The organism is Microcoleus sp. w1-18aA5, from assembly GCF_036701705.1.
GTDB lineage: Bacteria > Cyanobacteriota > Cyanobacteriia > Cyanobacteriales > Microcoleaceae > Microcoleus.
On sequence record NZ_JAUPTE010000063.1, the window covers coordinates 21,288 to 37,822 of the forward strand.

The 16,535-nt window shown below is 45.9% G+C and carries 17 protein-coding genes; 8 read left to right on the forward strand and 9 right to left on the reverse strand.

Features of this window, described 5'->3' with window-relative positions:
- Nucleotides 1-130: 130 nt before the first annotated feature.
- Complete coding sequence (locus tag Q5691_RS20395) at nucleotides 131-415, reverse strand: WGxxGxxG family protein (RefSeq protein ID WP_333214925.1); 285 nt, start codon at nucleotides 413-415, stop codon at nucleotides 131-133.
- A 183-nt stretch (nucleotides 416-598) separates the two neighbouring features.
- On the opposite strand from Q5691_RS20395, the gene Q5691_RS20400 reads away from it, so the two are divergent.
- Together Q5691_RS20400 and Q5691_RS20405 are read left to right on the forward strand one after the other, a co-directional pair.
- Nucleotides 599-1,771 (forward strand): histidinol-phosphate transaminase, encoded by a 1,173-nt coding sequence (locus tag Q5691_RS20400; protein ID WP_333346639.1) that lies wholly within the window; start codon nucleotides 599-601, stop codon nucleotides 1,769-1,771.
- Nucleotides 1,772-1,824: 53 nt separating this feature from the next.
- Nucleotides 1,825-2,220: a VOC family protein gene (locus tag Q5691_RS20405; protein ID WP_333214928.1), complete on the forward strand. Its 396-nt coding sequence runs from the start codon at nucleotides 1,825-1,827 to the stop codon at nucleotides 2,218-2,220.
- A 34-nt stretch (nucleotides 2,221-2,254) separates the two neighbouring features.
- On the opposite strand, the gene Q5691_RS20410 is transcribed toward Q5691_RS20405, so the two are convergent.
- Nucleotides 2,255-2,833, reverse strand: a complete 579-nt coding sequence (locus tag Q5691_RS20410; RefSeq protein WP_333214929.1) for a hypothetical protein — start codon at nucleotides 2,831-2,833, stop codon at nucleotides 2,255-2,257.
- 58 nt (nucleotides 2,834-2,891) lie between these two features.
- Between Q5691_RS20410 and Q5691_RS20415 the strand changes: the two genes are divergently transcribed.
- Together Q5691_RS20415 and Q5691_RS20420 are read left to right on the forward strand one after the other, a co-directional pair.
- Entirely contained in the window at nucleotides 2,892-3,317 is a 426-nt protein-coding gene (locus Q5691_RS20415) for a DUF2358 domain-containing protein (RefSeq protein WP_333180032.1), read from the forward strand.
- A gap of 165 nt (nucleotides 3,318-3,482) precedes the next feature.
- Nucleotides 3,483-3,896 (forward strand): fasciclin domain-containing protein, encoded by a 414-nt coding sequence (locus Q5691_RS20420; protein WP_333107900.1) that lies wholly within the window; start codon nucleotides 3,483-3,485, stop codon nucleotides 3,894-3,896.
- Between the two features lie 188 nt (nucleotides 3,897-4,084).
- On the opposite strand, the gene Q5691_RS20425 is transcribed toward Q5691_RS20420, so the two are convergent.
- On the reverse strand, nucleotides 4,085-5,551 hold the full coding sequence (locus Q5691_RS20425) for a glycoside hydrolase family 13 protein (protein WP_333346642.1): 1,467 nt from the start codon (nucleotides 5,549-5,551) through the stop codon (nucleotides 4,085-4,087).
- A gap of 763 nt (nucleotides 5,552-6,314) precedes the next feature.
- Between Q5691_RS20425 and Q5691_RS20430 the strand changes: the two genes are divergently transcribed.
- Entirely contained in the window at nucleotides 6,315-7,604 is a 1,290-nt protein-coding gene (locus Q5691_RS20430; RefSeq protein ID WP_333084485.1) for a glucose-1-phosphate adenylyltransferase, read from the forward strand.
- Nucleotides 7,605-7,830: 226 nt separating this feature from the next.
- Here Q5691_RS20430 and Q5691_RS20435 read toward each other — a convergent pair whose 3' ends face one another.
- Nucleotides 7,831-8,034: a hypothetical protein gene (locus Q5691_RS20435; RefSeq protein WP_333084483.1), complete on the reverse strand. Its 204-nt coding sequence runs from the start codon at nucleotides 8,032-8,034 to the stop codon at nucleotides 7,831-7,833.
- Between the two features lie 891 nt (nucleotides 8,035-8,925).
- Here Q5691_RS20435 and Q5691_RS20440 point away from each other — a divergent pair.
- Nucleotides 8,926-9,936 carry a J domain-containing protein gene (locus Q5691_RS20440; protein WP_333214933.1) on the forward strand — a complete coding sequence of 337 codons (1,011 nt, stop codon included), beginning with the start codon at nucleotides 8,926-8,928 and terminating at the stop codon, nucleotides 9,934-9,936.
- Between the two features lie 162 nt (nucleotides 9,937-10,098).
- Here the strand turns inward: Q5691_RS20440 and Q5691_RS20445 are convergent, their stop codons facing one another.
- From Q5691_RS20445 to Q5691_RS20465, 5 genes are all read right to left on the reverse strand, one after another.
- Complete coding sequence (locus Q5691_RS20445; protein WP_333214935.1) at nucleotides 10,099-10,374, reverse strand: DUF1816 domain-containing protein; 276 nt, start codon at nucleotides 10,372-10,374, stop codon at nucleotides 10,099-10,101.
- A gap of 265 nt (nucleotides 10,375-10,639) precedes the next feature.
- Nucleotides 10,640-10,930 (reverse strand): DUF1816 domain-containing protein, encoded by a 291-nt coding sequence (locus tag Q5691_RS20450; RefSeq protein WP_333311534.1) that lies wholly within the window; start codon nucleotides 10,928-10,930, stop codon nucleotides 10,640-10,642.
- Between the two features lie 235 nt (nucleotides 10,931-11,165).
- Nucleotides 11,166-11,921, reverse strand: a complete 756-nt coding sequence (locus Q5691_RS20455) for a DUF2993 domain-containing protein (protein ID WP_333233149.1) — start codon at nucleotides 11,919-11,921, stop codon at nucleotides 11,166-11,168.
- Between the two features lie 127 nt (nucleotides 11,922-12,048).
- Nucleotides 12,049-12,642 (reverse strand): pentapeptide repeat-containing protein, encoded by a 594-nt coding sequence (locus Q5691_RS20460; protein WP_333216011.1) that lies wholly within the window; start codon nucleotides 12,640-12,642, stop codon nucleotides 12,049-12,051.
- A gap of 94 nt (nucleotides 12,643-12,736) precedes the next feature.
- On the reverse strand, nucleotides 12,737-14,146 hold the full coding sequence (locus Q5691_RS20465) for an HD domain-containing phosphohydrolase (protein WP_333216009.1): 1,410 nt from the start codon (nucleotides 14,144-14,146) through the stop codon (nucleotides 12,737-12,739).
- A 276-nt stretch (nucleotides 14,147-14,422) separates the two neighbouring features.
- Between Q5691_RS20465 and Q5691_RS20470 the strand changes: the two genes are divergently transcribed.
- Nucleotides 14,423-15,160: a DUF2993 domain-containing protein gene (locus tag Q5691_RS20470; RefSeq protein ID WP_333216007.1), complete on the forward strand. Its 738-nt coding sequence runs from the start codon at nucleotides 14,423-14,425 to the stop codon at nucleotides 15,158-15,160.
- A 334-nt stretch (nucleotides 15,161-15,494) separates the two neighbouring features.
- Nucleotides 15,495-16,079, forward strand: a complete 585-nt coding sequence (locus Q5691_RS20475) for a DUF6658 family protein (protein WP_333346645.1) — start codon at nucleotides 15,495-15,497, stop codon at nucleotides 16,077-16,079.
- The last annotated feature ends 456 nt before the right edge of the window (nucleotides 16,080-16,535 follow it).

Here is a 16,535-nt window from a genome sequence, read left to right on the forward strand (position 1 = left end):
TAAATATCAAAGAAACCGGATTTGTTACTCGGATTAAAGGCAATAATCCAGTCTTTCGGTAAAAAACCCGGTTTCTGAATCCACAACGGTTGATTTGGTTTTTTGGCTGGTGCAATGGCCGTTTAAAAAATTATTCGCCCATCGGATCGCGGTAGCGTTTGGGTTCATCCTTGCGAAACAGATTCGCCAAACCGAGGATGCCCAACAAACCCAAAGCACCCCAATGATTGTTGTCTTCCTTGCTTTCTTGAAAGGGAGTTCTGTCTAGAACAACTCCATTAGACTCAGTATTGTTCTGTGCCGGAGCTGATTCGGTTTGAGCTGAAGCAGGCATCGCTGAAGGGAGAACAGCCAAACTCAAAGCTATGATGGTAGCGGCGGCATTTTTAGATAGATCGGAAGGCTTGACTTTCATACTTGGTTTCCACATATTAGCAGTTACTTTCTAAGAATAATCAATTGGCTACAGCCGACGCATCAATCGATCGACAGAAACTAAATCCCGCATCTCCTCTTGCTTTCGAGATAGAACAAGCTCTATGCTAAGTTCAGATGCTTCTAAGCAGATTATCTAAAATAAAAAGTCGTAAACTATACCATGCTTCCCTTTATCCGAAAAGATTTAGCCGAACTTACCGCATACACTCCCCATCCGGGCGGCACATCAGGAGAACCAGCACACTCCGAAAGTGCGATCGATCGCCTCGATACCAATGAATGCCCCTACGACTTGCCAGAAGAATTAAAAAAAAAGCTAGCTTGGACTTACCAGCAGTTAATTGAGACAAATCGCTATCCCGACGGAGGCCACGCAGCGCTCAAAGAGGCGATCGCCCAATACGTCAATGAATCAATCACAATCCCCCCGCTAGGGGGGGTTACACTGCCCAAAACCGTTATTACAGCCGACAATATTTCTGTGGGCAACGGTTCCGACGAACTAATTCGCTCCATTTTAATAGCTACTTGTTTAGGCGGTACTGGCTCTATTTTGGTAGCGACTCCTACATTTTCGATGTATGGAATAATGGCCCAAACCCTCGGCATTCCCGTTGTGAGTGTTCAGCGGAAAGAGGAGAATTTTGAAATCGATATCGAGGCGGCTAAAAGGGCGATCGCCCAAAATCAAAATCCCCCCGTGCGCGCCGTCTTTGTCGTTCATCCCAATTCGCCCACAGCCAATGCTTTGACAACCGATGAAATAGAATGGTTGTCAAGTTTAGCGGAACAGATATTAGTAGTAATTGACGAAGCCTATTTTGAATTCAGCCAAAATACTTTAGCAGACCAATTGCACCAGCATCCAAATTGGATTATTTTACGCACATTTTCCAAAGCATTTCGACTGGCCTCAATGAGAGTCGGATATGCGATCGCCCATCCCGAACTCACAGCCACCTTAGAAAAAATCCGTCTCCCCTACAACCTTCCCAGTTTCTCGCAAACGGCAGCCGAGCTAGCCCTAGCGCAGCGGCAGTTATTGCTAGCAACCATTCCCGAAATTTTGTCAGAAAGAGCAAAATTAATTGCAGCGCTAACTCAGCATCAAAAATTGCAAGTTTGGCCGAGTGCGGCTAACTTCGTTTACCTGCGGGTGAAAGCTGGCGATGGCGAATCTCCTGAACAGGAACACAAACAAATCATGCAGCAGCTAAAAGATCGAGGTACTTTAATTCGGCATACTGGAGGAGGTTTGCGAATTACGGTGGGCAGTCCCGATGAAAATCAGCGAACAGTCGATCGAATTGGAGAAATTTTTGACAACTCATAATATTCGGTATCCAGTTTCTGCTTAACACCAAAATAACTTTGGAGAAGGTATATATGCTTCAAGCAAAGGTTTTACGGGTTGCTCGTCCAACGGATTGCCTCGATCGAGTTGTTCATTTCTACACAGAGGGTTTAGGGCTGCAAATCCTCGATCGTTTTGAAAACCATGAAGGTTTTGACGGAGTAATGGTTGGAATGCCAGGAGAAAGCCACCACTTTGAATTCATCCATCAACGGGGACATATTGTAGGTGGCGCTCCAACTCAAGACAATCTTATCGTCTTTTACCTTCCTAACCAACAAGAATGGCAGCAGGCTGTTGAGCGAATGAAAGCAAGTGGATTTGATCCTGTAAACTCCTACAATCCATACTGGGACAAAGATGGAGTTACATTTGAAGACCCAGATGGCTATCGAGTCGTTTTGCAGAATGCCGAGTGGAGCTTGTAGCAGCGCGATCGCAGCATAAGGTATCTACACCAATTTATAACTGATCATTTTCTTGTCGCGCCGCCCGAATAGTTTGGGGAAATACGCCTACTAAAAGTGCCAAAGCTTCATCGGGAATTTGTGCCACCGTTTCCGAATCCAAATATTGTTCAAACTGAGTTAAAACCATTTGTGCGCGTTCTAAAGCTGTAGGCTTTGCCGTTAACTGTTCCATTAACCGCACCCACTGCCGCCGAATTCCAAAAGCTTTCTGTATTTCTTCGGGAGATTGAGGGCAAACCAAACAAAAATCGCCCACGGGAATTACCTGCTGAGAGTCAACATCAAAAGCGCCGCCAACCGCAGCCCCAGGTCCGGCAAACTCCGCGTGGAAACGTTTAATCAAAATTAGACCGTTCCGGCGACGGCTATCTACCATCAACAGCTTGCCGCTGTTGATTTCTGCGAGAATATCAGAGGAGTGGGGGTGTTCTGTCAAATCTGTGCCAAGGTTTCGATGTCGCAAGTCCGGGCCAGCAGAAAGGCCGGCGCGGACAATATAATTAGAGGTAAGATTAGAGCTGGATGAAGTATCGATTTTTTTCTCATCCCGCTGCCGATCGAGATTATTCATTTAAAGTTATAAATTAATACTGTCACAAGGTGGTAGTTTGAGCGCGATCGAATATCAAATGCAGGTAGAACAAGCAGTAGACACCCTCAAAGCGGATCTCCCGACGCTGTTTGAGAAAGACATCTCCTACGACATCTACACAAAAGATGTTTATTTTCAAGACCCTGTTAACAAATTTAAAGGAAAAATCAACTATCGCATTATCTTTTGGACTCTGCGATTTCACGGCCAGCTATTCTTTAACGAGATTTACTTCGACCTGCACGACGTAGGTCAAACAGCCCATGATACTATTGTGGCAAATTGGACTGTTCGCGGGACACTGCGGGTTCCCTGGAAAGCTCGGATTTTTTTTAACGGCTACTCTACTTATAAATTGGATAAAGACGGCTTAATTTACGAACATATCGACACTTGGGACAGAGAGCCCGGAGAGATTTTAAAGCAGTTTTTCCGCAAGGGGGAGGAGGCGACCCAAGTATAAGCCCACAAGGTCGATCGCGCCGAGCCATCAGGGCCGGCAGCCCAATTAACTTATAATGGCTAAAATAATCATCATCCCTCCGATCCATTTTCTGCTATTTGTAAATTGCTAAAATGATTGTCGCCTCTGATTCAATTTCTGCTATTTGCACTCCTGAAAAACATCATGGCTGATATTGTCGAGACTGCCACCAATGCCGGCTCTTTCAAAACCCTCGTGACTGTTATTGAAGCGGCTGGTTTGTTAGATTTATTGCAAAGTCCGGGCCCCTACACCGTCTTAGCACCAACTGATGAGGCATTTGCCAAAATTCCTACGAACACTATTACGTCTTGGCTGGAAGACATACCCAAGCTCAAGAAAATTCTGACTTATCACATTCTGTTTGGCGAGGTACTAACTGAGAACTTGCTTGAGTTAAGCTCTGCTGAAACAGTGGAAGGTTCTGTGGTAGGAATTGATACTTCTGACGGACTTAAAGTGAATGATGCTAAAGTTCTCACTTCCAATATTCTTGCCGACAATGGCGTCATCCATATCATTGATGCGGTGCTAATACCAGCATTGGTTGCAGCATAATCAAACTTGCGGCCTCTCTAAATTTAGTAGGGTGCTTATGGGCGCACCTTACATTTTAAACTAGAGAACTTACGCAAGTGTCACACTTAGTAAGGTGGGTCAGATCCCAGCCATCGATCATCCCTCCATAACTCGGTCTGACGCACCCTACAAGTCGATTGGATCGTGACACTTACGTAATTGCTGAACTAATTATCAGAACCTAAAATCAATCCCGATCGCGCCGGCAGCATCAATTCTAAAAGGCGAGTTTCCCCGTCACCTTTCCAAACAAACTCTCCTTTACCGAACAGCAATTTATCGTGAGGAGATTTCAAACTAGCTGGCTCAAAGCTAATATTAGCTTCTTCTGTCGCGACATTGACAGCAACAACTATTTCCTCATCCCCCAAAATTCGGGCAAACACGTAAACCGTTCCCTCAGCAAACAGAACTTGGTACGAACCAGTGCGGAGGGCAGCGTATTTGTGCCGCAAAGCTATCAACTGCTTGTGATAATCTAAAACATCAAGTTCCCAGCGAGCTTGTAAGGGGAAACCGCGGCGAGAATCGGGATCTAGAGCACCGGGCAAACCAACTTCATCGCCGTAGTAAATGCTGGGAGCTCCAGGAAAAGTTAACAGTAGCAAAGTAGCGAGTTCGACGCTAGCTTTATCGCCTCCTGCAATTGTTAACAACCTCGCAGTATCGTGACTGGCCAACAAATTAAGTTGAGTTAGCTGTATCGGCCACGGGTACAGTTCCAAAACGTGCTGAATTTTGTCGCCGTACTCTTTAGCAAAAAGCGGCGGATAGGGATGATAAGCACGGCCTTCAATTTGAGTTAAATCAACCCTGTCCCCCGCTGCAAAAGCAATAGTCGGTGCAGCAAAAAGATAATTCATTACCCCGTCAAATTGAGTACCGTCGAGCCATTCGGTCGCATCTTCCCAAACTTCGCCCACAATGTAAGCTTCGGGATTAACTGCTTTAACTCGATCGCGAAATTCCTGCCAAAATCCCGGGGTTTTAATTTCAAAAGGAACGTCCAGCCGCCAGCCATCGACGCCAAATTTAATCCAATATTCGGCGATTTCCATGATGTATTCTCGCACTTCTGGATTGTCGTGATTGAATACAGGAAGGGCTCGATTCCCATCCCAACCGGCATAATTAGCAGGAAAATTGCCGTCGTAGGCCGATAGCGGCCAGCCTTCAATTTTAAACCAATCTACCCAAGGAGAATGCGGGCCGTTTTCGAGGATATCATGAAAGAAGAAAAAGCCACGGCTGGCATGGTTGAATACGCCGTCGAGGACGATTTTGATATTGCGAGCGTGAGCTGCGTCTAGAAGCTCTTTAAAAGCCGGATTCCCACCCAACATCGGATCGACTTGATAGTAGTCGTGGGTGTGGTAGCGGTGATTGCTGGCCGACTGAAATATGGGGGTGAAATAAATTGCGTTAATTCCTAAGTCTTGCAAGTAGTCTAGCTCTTCCATCACGCCCCACAAGTCTCCGCCTTTGTAACCTTGCAGGGTGGGAATTTCGTGCCATTCTTCCCACATGAAGTTTTGCAGCAGGCGTTTGCGGGGCTGTTTGCTTTTGGCGAAGCGATCGGGAAATATTTGGTAGAATACTGCGTTTTTAACCCAGTCCGGCGTTTGAATTTGCATACACTTTTTCTAGCTTTTACGGCTTAGGCTACAGTAGCAGAGGTTTCTAGGGGATCTAACTTTTGGTAGAGAATAGACACTTTATCCCATTTTGTCGATCGACAAATTGTAAAATATTACACAAATTTGCAGTCAATCTAAGATGGAAAACTGACTCTATCTAGAAATTTATCGTCCCGACGGGCGACGCTTCCTGAGTGCTGTGGAGTCGCACATACTCTGATAACAGGAACGCCAGCAAAAAGAACCGGATCACATTCAAGCAGAAGCAGAGCGCGAGGAAGGGCCCATAAACAGCGTCAGCGCCCGTGGTGGTGCGATCGACCTGCCTTGAAAAAGAACAACAGCACCATGAGCCTCGATCGAGAAATTGTGAAAACGGGGAATTTACCCAAAAAACTTGTTATTAACAGCCAAAACCCCGAACCTTATTCTTTCCTTAAACTGCCTTTATTTATTGAAGGGTATTTTAACTCACAACTCAAAACTTTTTTAAATATCCATTATGGATTGATGGGTATTTTAACTCACAACTCAAAACTCCTAACTCCAGCCCCGGACACACTCCAACTCTTCTAAACCGGATTTTTTAACTCTTATTGAGAGTTTGAAGAAGTATTTGGATTAAACAACCTGGTTTCTGTGTAAACGACTTAACTCCTAACTCAAAACTCAAAACTTCCTTGCTCCCCCCCCTTGTCAAGAAGCCCTCACCATCCGACACTGTACTTGGAGAGTTAATCGACCCTAGGGAGAAAGTTCCTTGAAAAAAGTTTTAGCCATCATCCTCGGTGGCGGTGTAGGCACCCGCCTTTACCCCCTAACCAAACTGCGAGCCAAACCCGCAGTTCCCCTCGCAGGCAAATATCGCCTCATCGATATTCCTGTCAGCAACTGCATAAACTCGGAAATAGTCAAAATCTACGTCCTCACCCAATTCAACTCGGCATCCCTCAACCGTCACATCTCTCGCACCTACCAGTTTTCCGGCTTCACTGAGGGATTTGTCGAGGTGCTCGCCGCCCAGCAAACTCAGGAAAACCCCAACTGGTTTCAAGGGACAGCCGATGCAGTTCGCCAATATCTCTCGCTGCTAGAACAGTGGGACGTTGATGAATACTTGATTCTTTCGGGCGATCACCTCTATCGCATGGACTACCAGAAGTTTGTGCAGAGACACCGCGAAACCAACGCGGATATCACCCTCTCGGTTTTGCCTATGGATGAGAAGCGGGCGTCGGATTTTGGTTTGATGAAAATCGACGACACCGGCCGCATTGTTTCTTTCAGCGAAAAGCCAAAAGGCGATGCGCTCAAACAAATGCAGGTGGATACTACTACACTGGGATTGACAGCGCAGCAGGCTCAGGAAAGTCCTTACATTGCTTCGATGGGGATTTACGTCTTCAAAAGAGAAGTTCTGATTAAACTCCTGAAAGAATCTCCAAACCAAACTGATTTTGGTAAAGAGATAATTCCGAATTCTGCAAAAGACCACAACGTTCAAGCTTATTTGTTTGACGATTATTGGGAAGATATCGGAACCATTGAGGCTTTTTACGATGCTAACTTGGCTCTGACAAAACAGCCTCAGCCGCCTTTCAGTTTCTACGATGAAAAGGCGCCAATTTACACTCGCCCGCGTTTCTTGCCGCCGACTAAGCTTTTAAATACTCACGTGACTGAATCGATTATTGCTGAAGGCTGCATTCTCAAAGAGTGCCGGATCGACCATTCTGTGTTGGGAGTTCGATCGCGCATTGAAGCTGGATGTACGATTCAAGACACCCTGGTCTTGGGTGCTGACTTCTACGAACCCGACGCAGAACGGCATTCGAGTTTGGACAACGGCGGCGTCGCCCTTGGTATCGGTGCAGATACTACAATTCGCCGCGCGATTGTGGATAAAAATGCTCGCATCGGCCGCAATGTTCAAATAATTAATAAAGACCGAGTGGAAGAAGCCAACCGCGAAAACCAAGGTTTTTACATCCGCAGTGGCATTATCGTAGTTCTGAAAAATGCCACGATTCCTGATGGAACTATCATTTAGTTATTAGTCATTAGTCATTAGTCGTCAGTCATTAGTTTTTTAAGTTAAAATCTGTTACCTGCTTTTCAAGTGACTGATGATAAATAATGAAATTAGTGACAGATAACCAATGACCGATGACTGATGACTGATGACGAAATTCATTCTTTTTTTTGTTGATTATTAATTCCCACCGCTAATGCGAGTTTGTCGAAATACTTGGCTTTATTCAAAGGCTCGCGCATTATTAATAAGCGACAGTCTCTGTTACTGTCTGCCGCGATACAGATATGTCCGCTCGCCTGCGTCTGGCGAATAGCTTCTGATTCTTGTATTTGCGCTGGTAGCACGACTGACAAATGCGCTGCCCGTTTCTGAGTACCACAGCACTCTCGGAACTATCTTTCCAATCGTCGCAGCAGCCACAAGGCCAACTTAGCAAATAATTCATAATGTTAGCACCCTAGTAGCGTTAAAAGCTTATCGCTCTACTATCCTATCTTAATGTTTTATAAAAATGTGTGATTTAGCTAACAGACAGCGGAGAAATTATGTTATATTACTTTGACTTAAATGTATTCAGAGGTTGTAAAAATAAAATTCTCTAGCAGGGGTGTGCGGTGAATAAAAAATATCTAGAAATTTTGTGTAAAAACGGCGCAATTTAGGGTATTATATAGTCACAATTCATAAACCAGATTTGACAGAACTTGCTGATGGAAACCTGCTAAGATTTGGATTGGGTGATCAAGCTCATATCGAGAAGTTCGTAGGCGTAAGCCGGGGCGTAGCCATCGCACCGCGCCCCGGAAAAAAAGACCAAAAAAAGATTGATCGTCCACGCCAGTCAACCCTCCTAGGCTCGCACCCGCAACAGCAGCAGCTTTCCCCCCTCACCTCAACGGGGCTGCAGCCTCCCGAAAGTCGTAAGCCTCATAACTGCCCAAAAGTATTCGCCGCAGGAGTTTCACCGTCTTAAAGCTCACAGGTATAGCAACGCCCTAGAGGGTAAGGACGTTCTTAATTGATGAAAGCTATTGTTTGTGTTGTCGAATGCCAAAAGCATTTCTAGAGGCTGGTGCTTCAGCTCCCTTGGGCACGAGAGAGCTGAATGCTATAAAATCTTAAACAGCAGCGGAGTGCGGAAATTGCGATCGAATGCCAAGCAACAACCGAACTCGATCGAGTCCAAACCTTTGATAACCTATAATTTGAATGAGATGCCGCAGGCACTTCGGCTCCTGGCATTATACTAATGCGCCATCCTGCGGGTAATTTGGGATTTATTCTTTCTAACAACTAACAACTAACAAATAACAACTAATAAAGAGGGGATTGCTTAATGGCTGCAACAGATTTTAAAGACTATTACGCTATTTTGGGACTCAACAAAACTGCCAGTTCTGACGAAATTAAAAAAACTTTCCGCAAACTAGCCCGCAAATATCACCCGGACATGAATCCCGGCAACAAAGAAGCAGAAGCTCGTTTTAAAGAAGTAAACGAAGCTTACGAAGTGCTCTCAGACCCTGAAAAACGAAAAAAATACGATCAATACGGTCAATACTGGAAGCAAGCTGCCACAACTCCAGGCGGATGGCCCGGCGGGGGCAGTACGAATGTAGACTTTGGCGGGGTTGACTTCAGCGAGTACGGCAGTTTTGACGAATTTATCAATGCCTTGCTAGGTCGCGCAGGTAGTAGTCCGGGTAATGCCCGCAACGCCAAATGGAATTACAGTAACTACCGCACCACCAGCGGCGGGCCCACAGGTTTTGGCGGATTTGAAGATTTCGCGGGGTACGAAAACCGCAGCGCAGTCAGCTCTCTCGACACCGAGGTGGTGGTTTCCCTGACTTTGGGGGAAGCATTTCGCGGAACTTCTAAGCGAGTCGCCACGGGCGAAGTTTCGATTCCAGCAGGAGTGAAAACCGGCAGTAAAATCCGGATAAAAGGCAAAGGTCAAGTTGACCCGTACACGAAGCAGCAGGGAGATTTGTACCTAAAATTAGAAGTTTTGCCTCACGCTTTCTTCCAGTTTGAGGGAGAGAATTTGGTCTGCGAGGTGCCGATAACTCCTGACGAAGCGGTGTTGGGAGCTTCAATTGAAGTGCCGGCGCCTGAAGGTATGATCACTGTGAAATTTCCAGCCGGGATTCGTTCGGGTCAGTCTTTGCGGTTGCGAGGCAAAGGATGGCCGAAACCGAAGAAAAACGAGCGGACTGATTTGTTGGTCAAAATTGCGATCGTGCCACCGAAAGAAATTAGCAGTGTAGAACGCGAATGCTATGAAAAACTCAAAGCAAATCGCACTTTTAATCCTCGCAGTAATCTCAATCAGATGGTGCTTTGAAAAAGCGTGCATTTCTCGGACGCAAATAAGATTCTTTCTTCACTATTTCATCGGGACACAGCATTCTTGTGTCCCTAGTTTATGCAAGCGCGCTCTCATTTGAAAAAAACCCTGTTAATAAGTCAACTTTTCTTCGCCCGTAATTTGCACTTTCCAACCTTCTCAAGACTCTTCGCTAGCTCTTAGCTGAGTAGGTTGGCTACCTTGTTTGAGGTTGATGGTAATTTTTTTAGCCCCTTTGTTCTCCAGGTCTCGGATGTAGCCGGTCGATCTGTCAGAAGCTTCCTCTCTGCTGTCATAGGGCCCAAAGTAATAGGTACGCTTTGGTGAATCTGTATCAACTTCTACCCACCATTCGTCGCGTCGAGTAGTGCTAGCAGGTTGAGCTAGTAGCCAAAAAGCCGTGAAAAACATACCCAACATAGAGATTTCAAACATATTTACCTCTGGGAATACTTAAGTAGTTTTTACTCTTCTCAATTTATCAACGCCAGGGGATCGATCGGATCGTCCTCAGTGCTGATTTGACGCAGGTAGTTTTTGAGAGTAGCTGCTGTCTAAAATCAGCATTTCGGTGGAGAAGAGTTTTAGGCTGGGTGGCTGTAAGTCACTGCTAGACATACAAAGTCCGCAAGGCAAGGACTAGAAAAAGAGCCTTTTTATCTTATTGTTGAGATTTGAGTTAATTCAAAACTCAAAATCATTAAATCGCTACACTTTCTGAGACTTCCTCTTCGCAAATGGTCAGATGCGAAGGCTGACACCGTTTAATGCGGATGCTAAGCCTTTTGGCTCCCTCGCTTTCCAAGTCTTCTATGTAGCCTGGAGTATTGCTGGAAGCTTCTTTGTCGGTGTCAAAGGGGCCAAAGTAGTAGGTACAGTGGGGCAAATCGGTGACAATTTCTACCCACCATTTCTCAGACCGGCGGTGGCCCGGCCCGGCAAACACGGACAAGACTGCGACGTAGATACAAAATAAATAAAATCCGAGCATCTTTATTCTTGAGAGTGGTTTAATTTATTATTTGAATCTATCAAAATAATTTGCCCAATCAAATCAACCTCAGTGCTGATTTTGCGTCGATCGACTTTAGATGCGAGATTTTAGATCTTAGATTTTTCTTGCCATCTAAAATCTAAAGCAAAACCCGCCGGTGCGGGTTGTTTGCTAACTAAAAAATGCTCTTTTTCCAAACTTGATGGCTGGGCAAACCTCAGCCTGCTGAGGTTTAGCGCTTGCCTTTGGGGAACTGTTCGATACCAGCCCAACCGTAGAAAACCAGCTCGTCGTTCTGAACTCGGCAGCGGTCTACTCGCAGTTGAGTGCCTTCTAAGGCAAATTTGTCTAAGTCTAGCAAGTTATTTACGTGGGCAATTATAGCTTGGCCCAAGTCTACTGCTTGCTCGTCACCGCCGTAAGTAACGCTGACAAATTGGATTTTGCGTCTGTCTTCTACTTGCAACTGAGCTGTAATATCTATGTTGACCGGTTCGCTGGCATCGCCTACGGTAATTTCGGACTGAAGCCGAATTGATTTGTCGGTTCCGAAGCTGACTTCAGTGTTTTGAAAGTGCAGAGATTGCTCTTGGTACTTCAGCTTCTGGAGTTTTTCAACTACAAAAGGTGTATTGAATGAGGTGGTTAAATCCGATCGACTTAAGACTACTCGCATATTTGCCTGGGTAGGCTGCCGTAATTTGACTTGACCTGCAAAAATCGCCCCAAAATCAATGGAGAGTGCTTGCAGATAGAGTTCCATCACTTCTATGCGAAGGCCGTTGTACATCAACATACCTTTGCCAACGAAGTCGAAACCGTCGATGCTTCCCTGCAAGAGTTTGGCTACTGGTTCGACTCGGATGTTGGCCTCGGCCTTTTCAGAACGCTTGAATAAGGCTGCGATCGCAGCTCCTGCTACTTTACTAACAAGGCGATCGCCACTTTGACCTTGAAAGGATGTACCGCTAAACAAAGCTGCTACCATTTATTCGTTTGCTCATCTACAGTCGCCATTATAACCTCATATTAAGAAATGTAAAAATAGCTTGTGCTTATTCACCTCATAAGCAGATATTGTTTTTTGTCTGTCTTCAAAACAACATTGTTGAAATTTAAAGGCTCAGGGGGGTGCCTTGGAGACAGGCGCGATCGAGCAAAGCTCCATCCCAAAGGGTTTTTTCCATCATGGCGCAAAGCAAATTAGCCCCCGTCAGGTTAGCGCCCCGCAGTACGGCTCCATTCAGGATCGCTTCTTCCAAGTCAGCTCCCGATAAATCAGCGCCGGACAAATTGGCATGGCTCAAATCGGCACCAAGCAAAATTGCCCTAGCCAAAGCAGCGCCCCGCAAATCGGCACCGCGCAAATCGACACCGCTCAAATCCAAATTGCCGATGGATGCCGCCGTCAAAAAAGCACCCCCAAAACTTGCGTCGCGGACTAAAGCGTTAGCGAAGGAAGCGCCCCGCAAATCGGCATTGCGAAAATCTGCGCCTCGCAAGTCCGCGCCGCTCAAGTCAGCGCCACGGAGGTTGGCTCGCAATACGGCCCGCTGCAAGTTAGCGCCCGCTAGATTAGCTCCACTCAAGTTGGCTTGAGACAAGTTAGCACCGGCGAGATCGGCTCCCGCTAAGTCTTTGCCGGCTAAATCAGTGCCGGCCAACATCAAAATTTTGCCTTGGCGTATGGCTTCGAGGTCATTAGTCATTAGTCAGTTGTCAGTTGTTGGTTGTCAGTTGTTGGTTAACAGTCAACAGTCAACAGTCAACAGTCAACAGTCAACAGTCAACAGTCGAGTTATTTTATAATGCCGGAGCGGCTGAGGTCGTTCGATCGCCCTCCTCCAACCACACGTTAGGCAGTTGGCTCGGGCGAGTTGGTAACTCCATCAAACCCATTTCTGCTAGCCTGACGACGTTACCCAGAGTTTCCACCAAAGCCGGATCGAAGCGAGTGCCGCACAGTTCGCGGCACTCTTCCAAAGCTTCGCTCAAACTCAAAGCCGCACGATCGCCACGCGGTTGAGTCAGTTCTTGAAAATAAGCGACCAACCCCAAAATCCGCGAAGTCATCGGTATCGCTTCGGCTCGCAAACCCTCTGGCCTGCCGCTGCCGTCCCAATATTCGAGTTTATGCTTGACAATTTCCGCTACCGGTGCTAGTTCCGGCATTGCTTGCAGCAGTTGGGAACCAATGAAACTGCGATCGCGCCAAAACGAGAAAGTTGCTTGGTCAAAAGCATCGGGAGTGCGATCAAACACCTCATTCGGGGCAGAAACTAAGCCGACTCGAAATAGCAATCCAGCTAGCCGCAGCCTCCGCAACTGCAAAGCCGGCAAATCCAGCAGTTGACCCAAAGTTTCCGACAAAGCTGCCACCTGTAAAGACGCTGTGGGATTTGCGGTATCGCGTTCGTCCACGCGCTGCGCCATCCGCAGAAAAGCTTGAAGTTTGTTAGCGTTCAAATTGCGGCTGACACGCAAAGCTTGACCTTCCAATTCCCACAATTCGCGGGTTTGGCGGTTAATTGCCACCATTTGCTGCTGAGAACTTTGGAGGTAAGTGACTATCCGTGATACCACGCCACTAATATCTGCCAAGGGCGGGCCTTTGGTTGCCAGGATTTCGTGGTACATTTCCAGCAAACTGTCGGCTAGGGGGGAGTTGTAATGTCGCGTCTGTTCTATAAAAATTTCTGCCGAGGCCGACACCAAAGACTGGTCAAAGGACCACAAACCGTAGAACTTTCGTTCTGTATCGACTTCTGGTTTGCCCTCGGGCAAGTATTCCTCGGCTGAAAGTTCGCGGCAAAGCACCATTGCTTTGTATGTGGGGGCGACGATGATTAAATTCCATTCTTGGATTAGGGGGTCGCTCTCATCGAGATTTATTAAAGATACATTTTCTAATTGACCCGTTTTGTGGGTAGCGAAACCGCTGTCGGCTACTGCACCGATGACAACGCGCCGAGAGGCATTAGCAATATCTAGGTAGCGATCGGCTTCCTGTAAATACCATTTACCCTGCTGAAACGTTACCAAAACTAAGGGTTGGAGTTCGCTTTTGTCCCCGCCACTGGTTTGCAAAATGTGGTCTTCTAGGGCGTGACATAGGGCTACTAGGGTGTTTTTGAAGTATACCCCGTAGCTAGAAGGCAGTTTTCCGTCGGGAAGTGTAGCTTGTAGTCTAGCGAGAGTTGATTCTGAATTCATTGCAAAAAGCGGTGCCGGCTCTTACTTATTGTAGCGGGCGATCGAACTTCTAGAAAAGACTTTTGGCAAAAATCCGAGTTTTTGAGTTTTCACCGCTTCGCAACCGAGTCAATGTAGAGTGCGCCGAATAGTACCTGATTAATTTTAGTAATTTTCTGGAAACCCTCTGTCTTTAGCTGAGTTTTTTTAAGACGAGAAACCTGCCAAGAGGAAGACGCTAACTCAATTAAGTATTAACTACTATTTTTAAAACAATAATTATTAGGAATTCTGAGCGTGCTTCAAGAAAATAGGAGTTTAGGGGAACAGGCGATCGACAAAGTGGCCGAGATTGCTATTTCGAGCAAATTAGACGAATCCGAAACTTTGTCTGTGACAGTTAACACCGATCCGATCCAGCTAGCCCAGGGTTCAGTAGAGGCCGTTGCGGTTGAGGGTACAGGGTTGGTAATGCAACAAGATTTGCGCGTGGAAGATTTGCAAATTCATATCAAGGATATTGCTGTCAATCCCCTGACCGCTATGTTTGGCAAAATTGAACTGAACGGGCCTGCCTTCGGTGCGGCACGCGCAGTTTTAACAGAAAGCGATATCAACCGCGCTTTTAATTCCGAATACATCAGCAGGAAACTGAAAAACTTAAAAGTTACTGTTGACGGACAACAGCAGACAATAGACGTTAAAACTATTGAGTGCCAATTGCTAGCCGGAAAAATCGCTTTAAATGCTGAGGTATTGGTGCGGGAAACTGCCTCCACGGAAAAAATTTATTTTACATCAAAACCTCAGATCGCAGGGGGCGGTTGGGCAATTTCTCTTCAGGATGTCGAGTATCCCGAAAACAAGGAATTTTCGCCGGAGTTAACTGAAGCTTTGGCGGACAAAGCTGGTGAAGTTTTAAACTTGCGAAATTTTGAAATTGAGGGAATGTCCCTGCGAATTCAGCAGCTAAATGTGGAACCGGGCGTGCTGACTTTGCAAGCTGAAGCGAAAGTCGAACAATTCCCTAATTAGGAATGAGAATTAAATAACTTCCACAAGTTTGTGGGATGGGCGTCCCGCCCGTCCCACAATAACAATTAAAATTGTAAGTTATTTAATTCGCGCTCCTTAGCAGCTTGTAGGGTGTGTCAGAAACGAAAAAGCTCTTCAATTCCAGCAACTATTGGCACTGGCGAACCCTACCATTATGCTTTGCTTTGGAAAAATCTCCGCAGTTTATGAAATCCCTCTAAAGTTATAAAAAAGTCGATAGCAACCCGCAGCAAAATATCACCGCCGTTAGAGGCAGGCATGGGTAGTTTACTTTTACTCTTAACAAGTAGTAGTTAAAAATTGGAAACTTTTTGTGAACACTGTAACTTCTTTTTTGAAAAAACTGCGTAGCGGTCAATTATTAACTCAATTTTTGACTGTATGTATGGCCGGTTTGTTGCTGTTTACCAGCACCGCTTGCAATTCGGGCGATGTTCGAGGTGCTCGGCCTGAGAATCCTCCCGTTCAAGCTGGAGGAATGAATAACCCTCACAAGGGTGGCGGTGATGGATACACGAATTATAAAACATCCACCGATCCTAAAGTAAATCAGTCGCCTGCTCAAGCAGAAAAGAATCGGGCTGATTTGTCGATCGTGGGCGATCGTCTCCTGGCCTCGACTACCGCTGAATCTAATTCCTCAAAGCTGCTTTATCCGGGTTCTGCACCTATGGAAACTGACAAGTTGGACCTCGAACTCGGCGGAGATAAAAGTCTGTTAGAAGCGCCAGACGGACAACAGGCTAAGGCTCAACCCGTATTTGATCGCAGCGATCCCGATGCCAATATTTTAGAGAGAGTAGGCGCCGCCTTTAAGGATGCTTCTGGTTTCCTCAAAGATAGCGCTGAAGATGCCAAGGAAAGCTCGGTTACGAAACTCAATCCGTTGCAAAAATAAGCTAGCCGAACCAAAAATGATGTAGGGGCTGTCTGAAATTAGCCCCTACATAAATAATATAATTTATTGAAGCTACATAAACGCTTGTAGATATGCCATCTGCTCAACAATATTTACGTTTTTATGCTTTTTTGATATAATGCAGAGCAATATATTTGACATTGTAGGTTATTTATGATTGGAATCCCCAACAGTATTTTTGGTAAATTTAACTCAGGTTGAAGAACTCTCAAACCGATTAATTAACCTGAACTATTTTACTATAAATTAAACTGACTGGGTTGTTGATTTCGTGAGCTCCTCCAGCGACTAACTGTGGTACACTCGACATTTGTTCGGAGTGAATTAGCTGAAGATGCCAAGGAAAGTTCCGTTAGAACCCACATTCCGCAGATATTCAAGCAGAGGTAAAGGAAGATAGATTTGGCAACAATAAACTCCCAAACGATTGCCGTG

Bases quoted from the DNA above. Each gene is read 5' to 3' on its own strand.
- Q5691_RS20425 (WP_333346642.1), bottom strand. From the start codon at position 5,551: ATGCAAATTCAAACGCCGGACTGGGTTAAAAACGCAGTATTCTACCAA.
- Q5691_RS20445 (WP_333214935.1), bottom strand. From the start codon at position 10,374: ATGTTTGAAATCTCTATGTTGGGTATGTTTTTCACGGCTTTTTGGCTA.
- Q5691_RS20415 (WP_333180032.1), top strand. From the start codon at position 2,892: ATGCAGGTAGAACAAGCAGTAGACACCCTCAAAGCGGATCTCCCGACG.
- Q5691_RS20465 (WP_333216009.1), bottom strand. From the start codon at position 14,146: ATGAATTCAGAATCAACTCTCGCTAGACTACAAGCTACACTTCCCGAC.
- Q5691_RS20395 (WP_333214925.1), bottom strand. From the start codon at position 415: ATGAAAGTCAAGCCTTCCGATCTATCTAAAAATGCCGCCGCTACCATC.
- Q5691_RS20460 (WP_333216011.1), bottom strand. From the start codon at position 12,642: ATGACTAATGACCTCGAAGCCATACGCCAAGGCAAAATTTTGATGTTG.
- Q5691_RS20440 (WP_333214933.1), top strand. From the start codon at position 8,926: ATGGCTGCAACAGATTTTAAAGACTATTACGCTATTTTGGGACTCAAC.
- Q5691_RS20455 (WP_333233149.1), bottom strand. From the start codon at position 11,921: ATGGTAGCAGCTTTGTTTAGCGGTACATCCTTTCAAGGTCAAAGTGGC.
- Q5691_RS20435 (WP_333084483.1), bottom strand. From the start codon at position 8,034: ATGAATTATTTGCTAAGTTGGCCTTGTGGCTGCTGCGACGATTGGAAA.
- Q5691_RS20400 (WP_333346639.1), top strand. From the start codon at position 599: ATGCTTCCCTTTATCCGAAAAGATTTAGCCGAACTTACCGCATACACT.
- Q5691_RS20420 (WP_333107900.1), top strand. From the start codon at position 3,483: ATGGCTGATATTGTCGAGACTGCCACCAATGCCGGCTCTTTCAAAACC.
- Q5691_RS20450 (WP_333311534.1), bottom strand. From the start codon at position 10,930: ATGCTCGGATTTTATTTATTTTGTATCTACGTCGCAGTCTTGTCCGTG.
- Q5691_RS20405 (WP_333214928.1), top strand. From the start codon at position 1,825: ATGCTTCAAGCAAAGGTTTTACGGGTTGCTCGTCCAACGGATTGCCTC.
- Q5691_RS20410 (WP_333214929.1), bottom strand. From the start codon at position 2,833: ATGAATAATCTCGATCGGCAGCGGGATGAGAAAAAAATCGATACTTCA.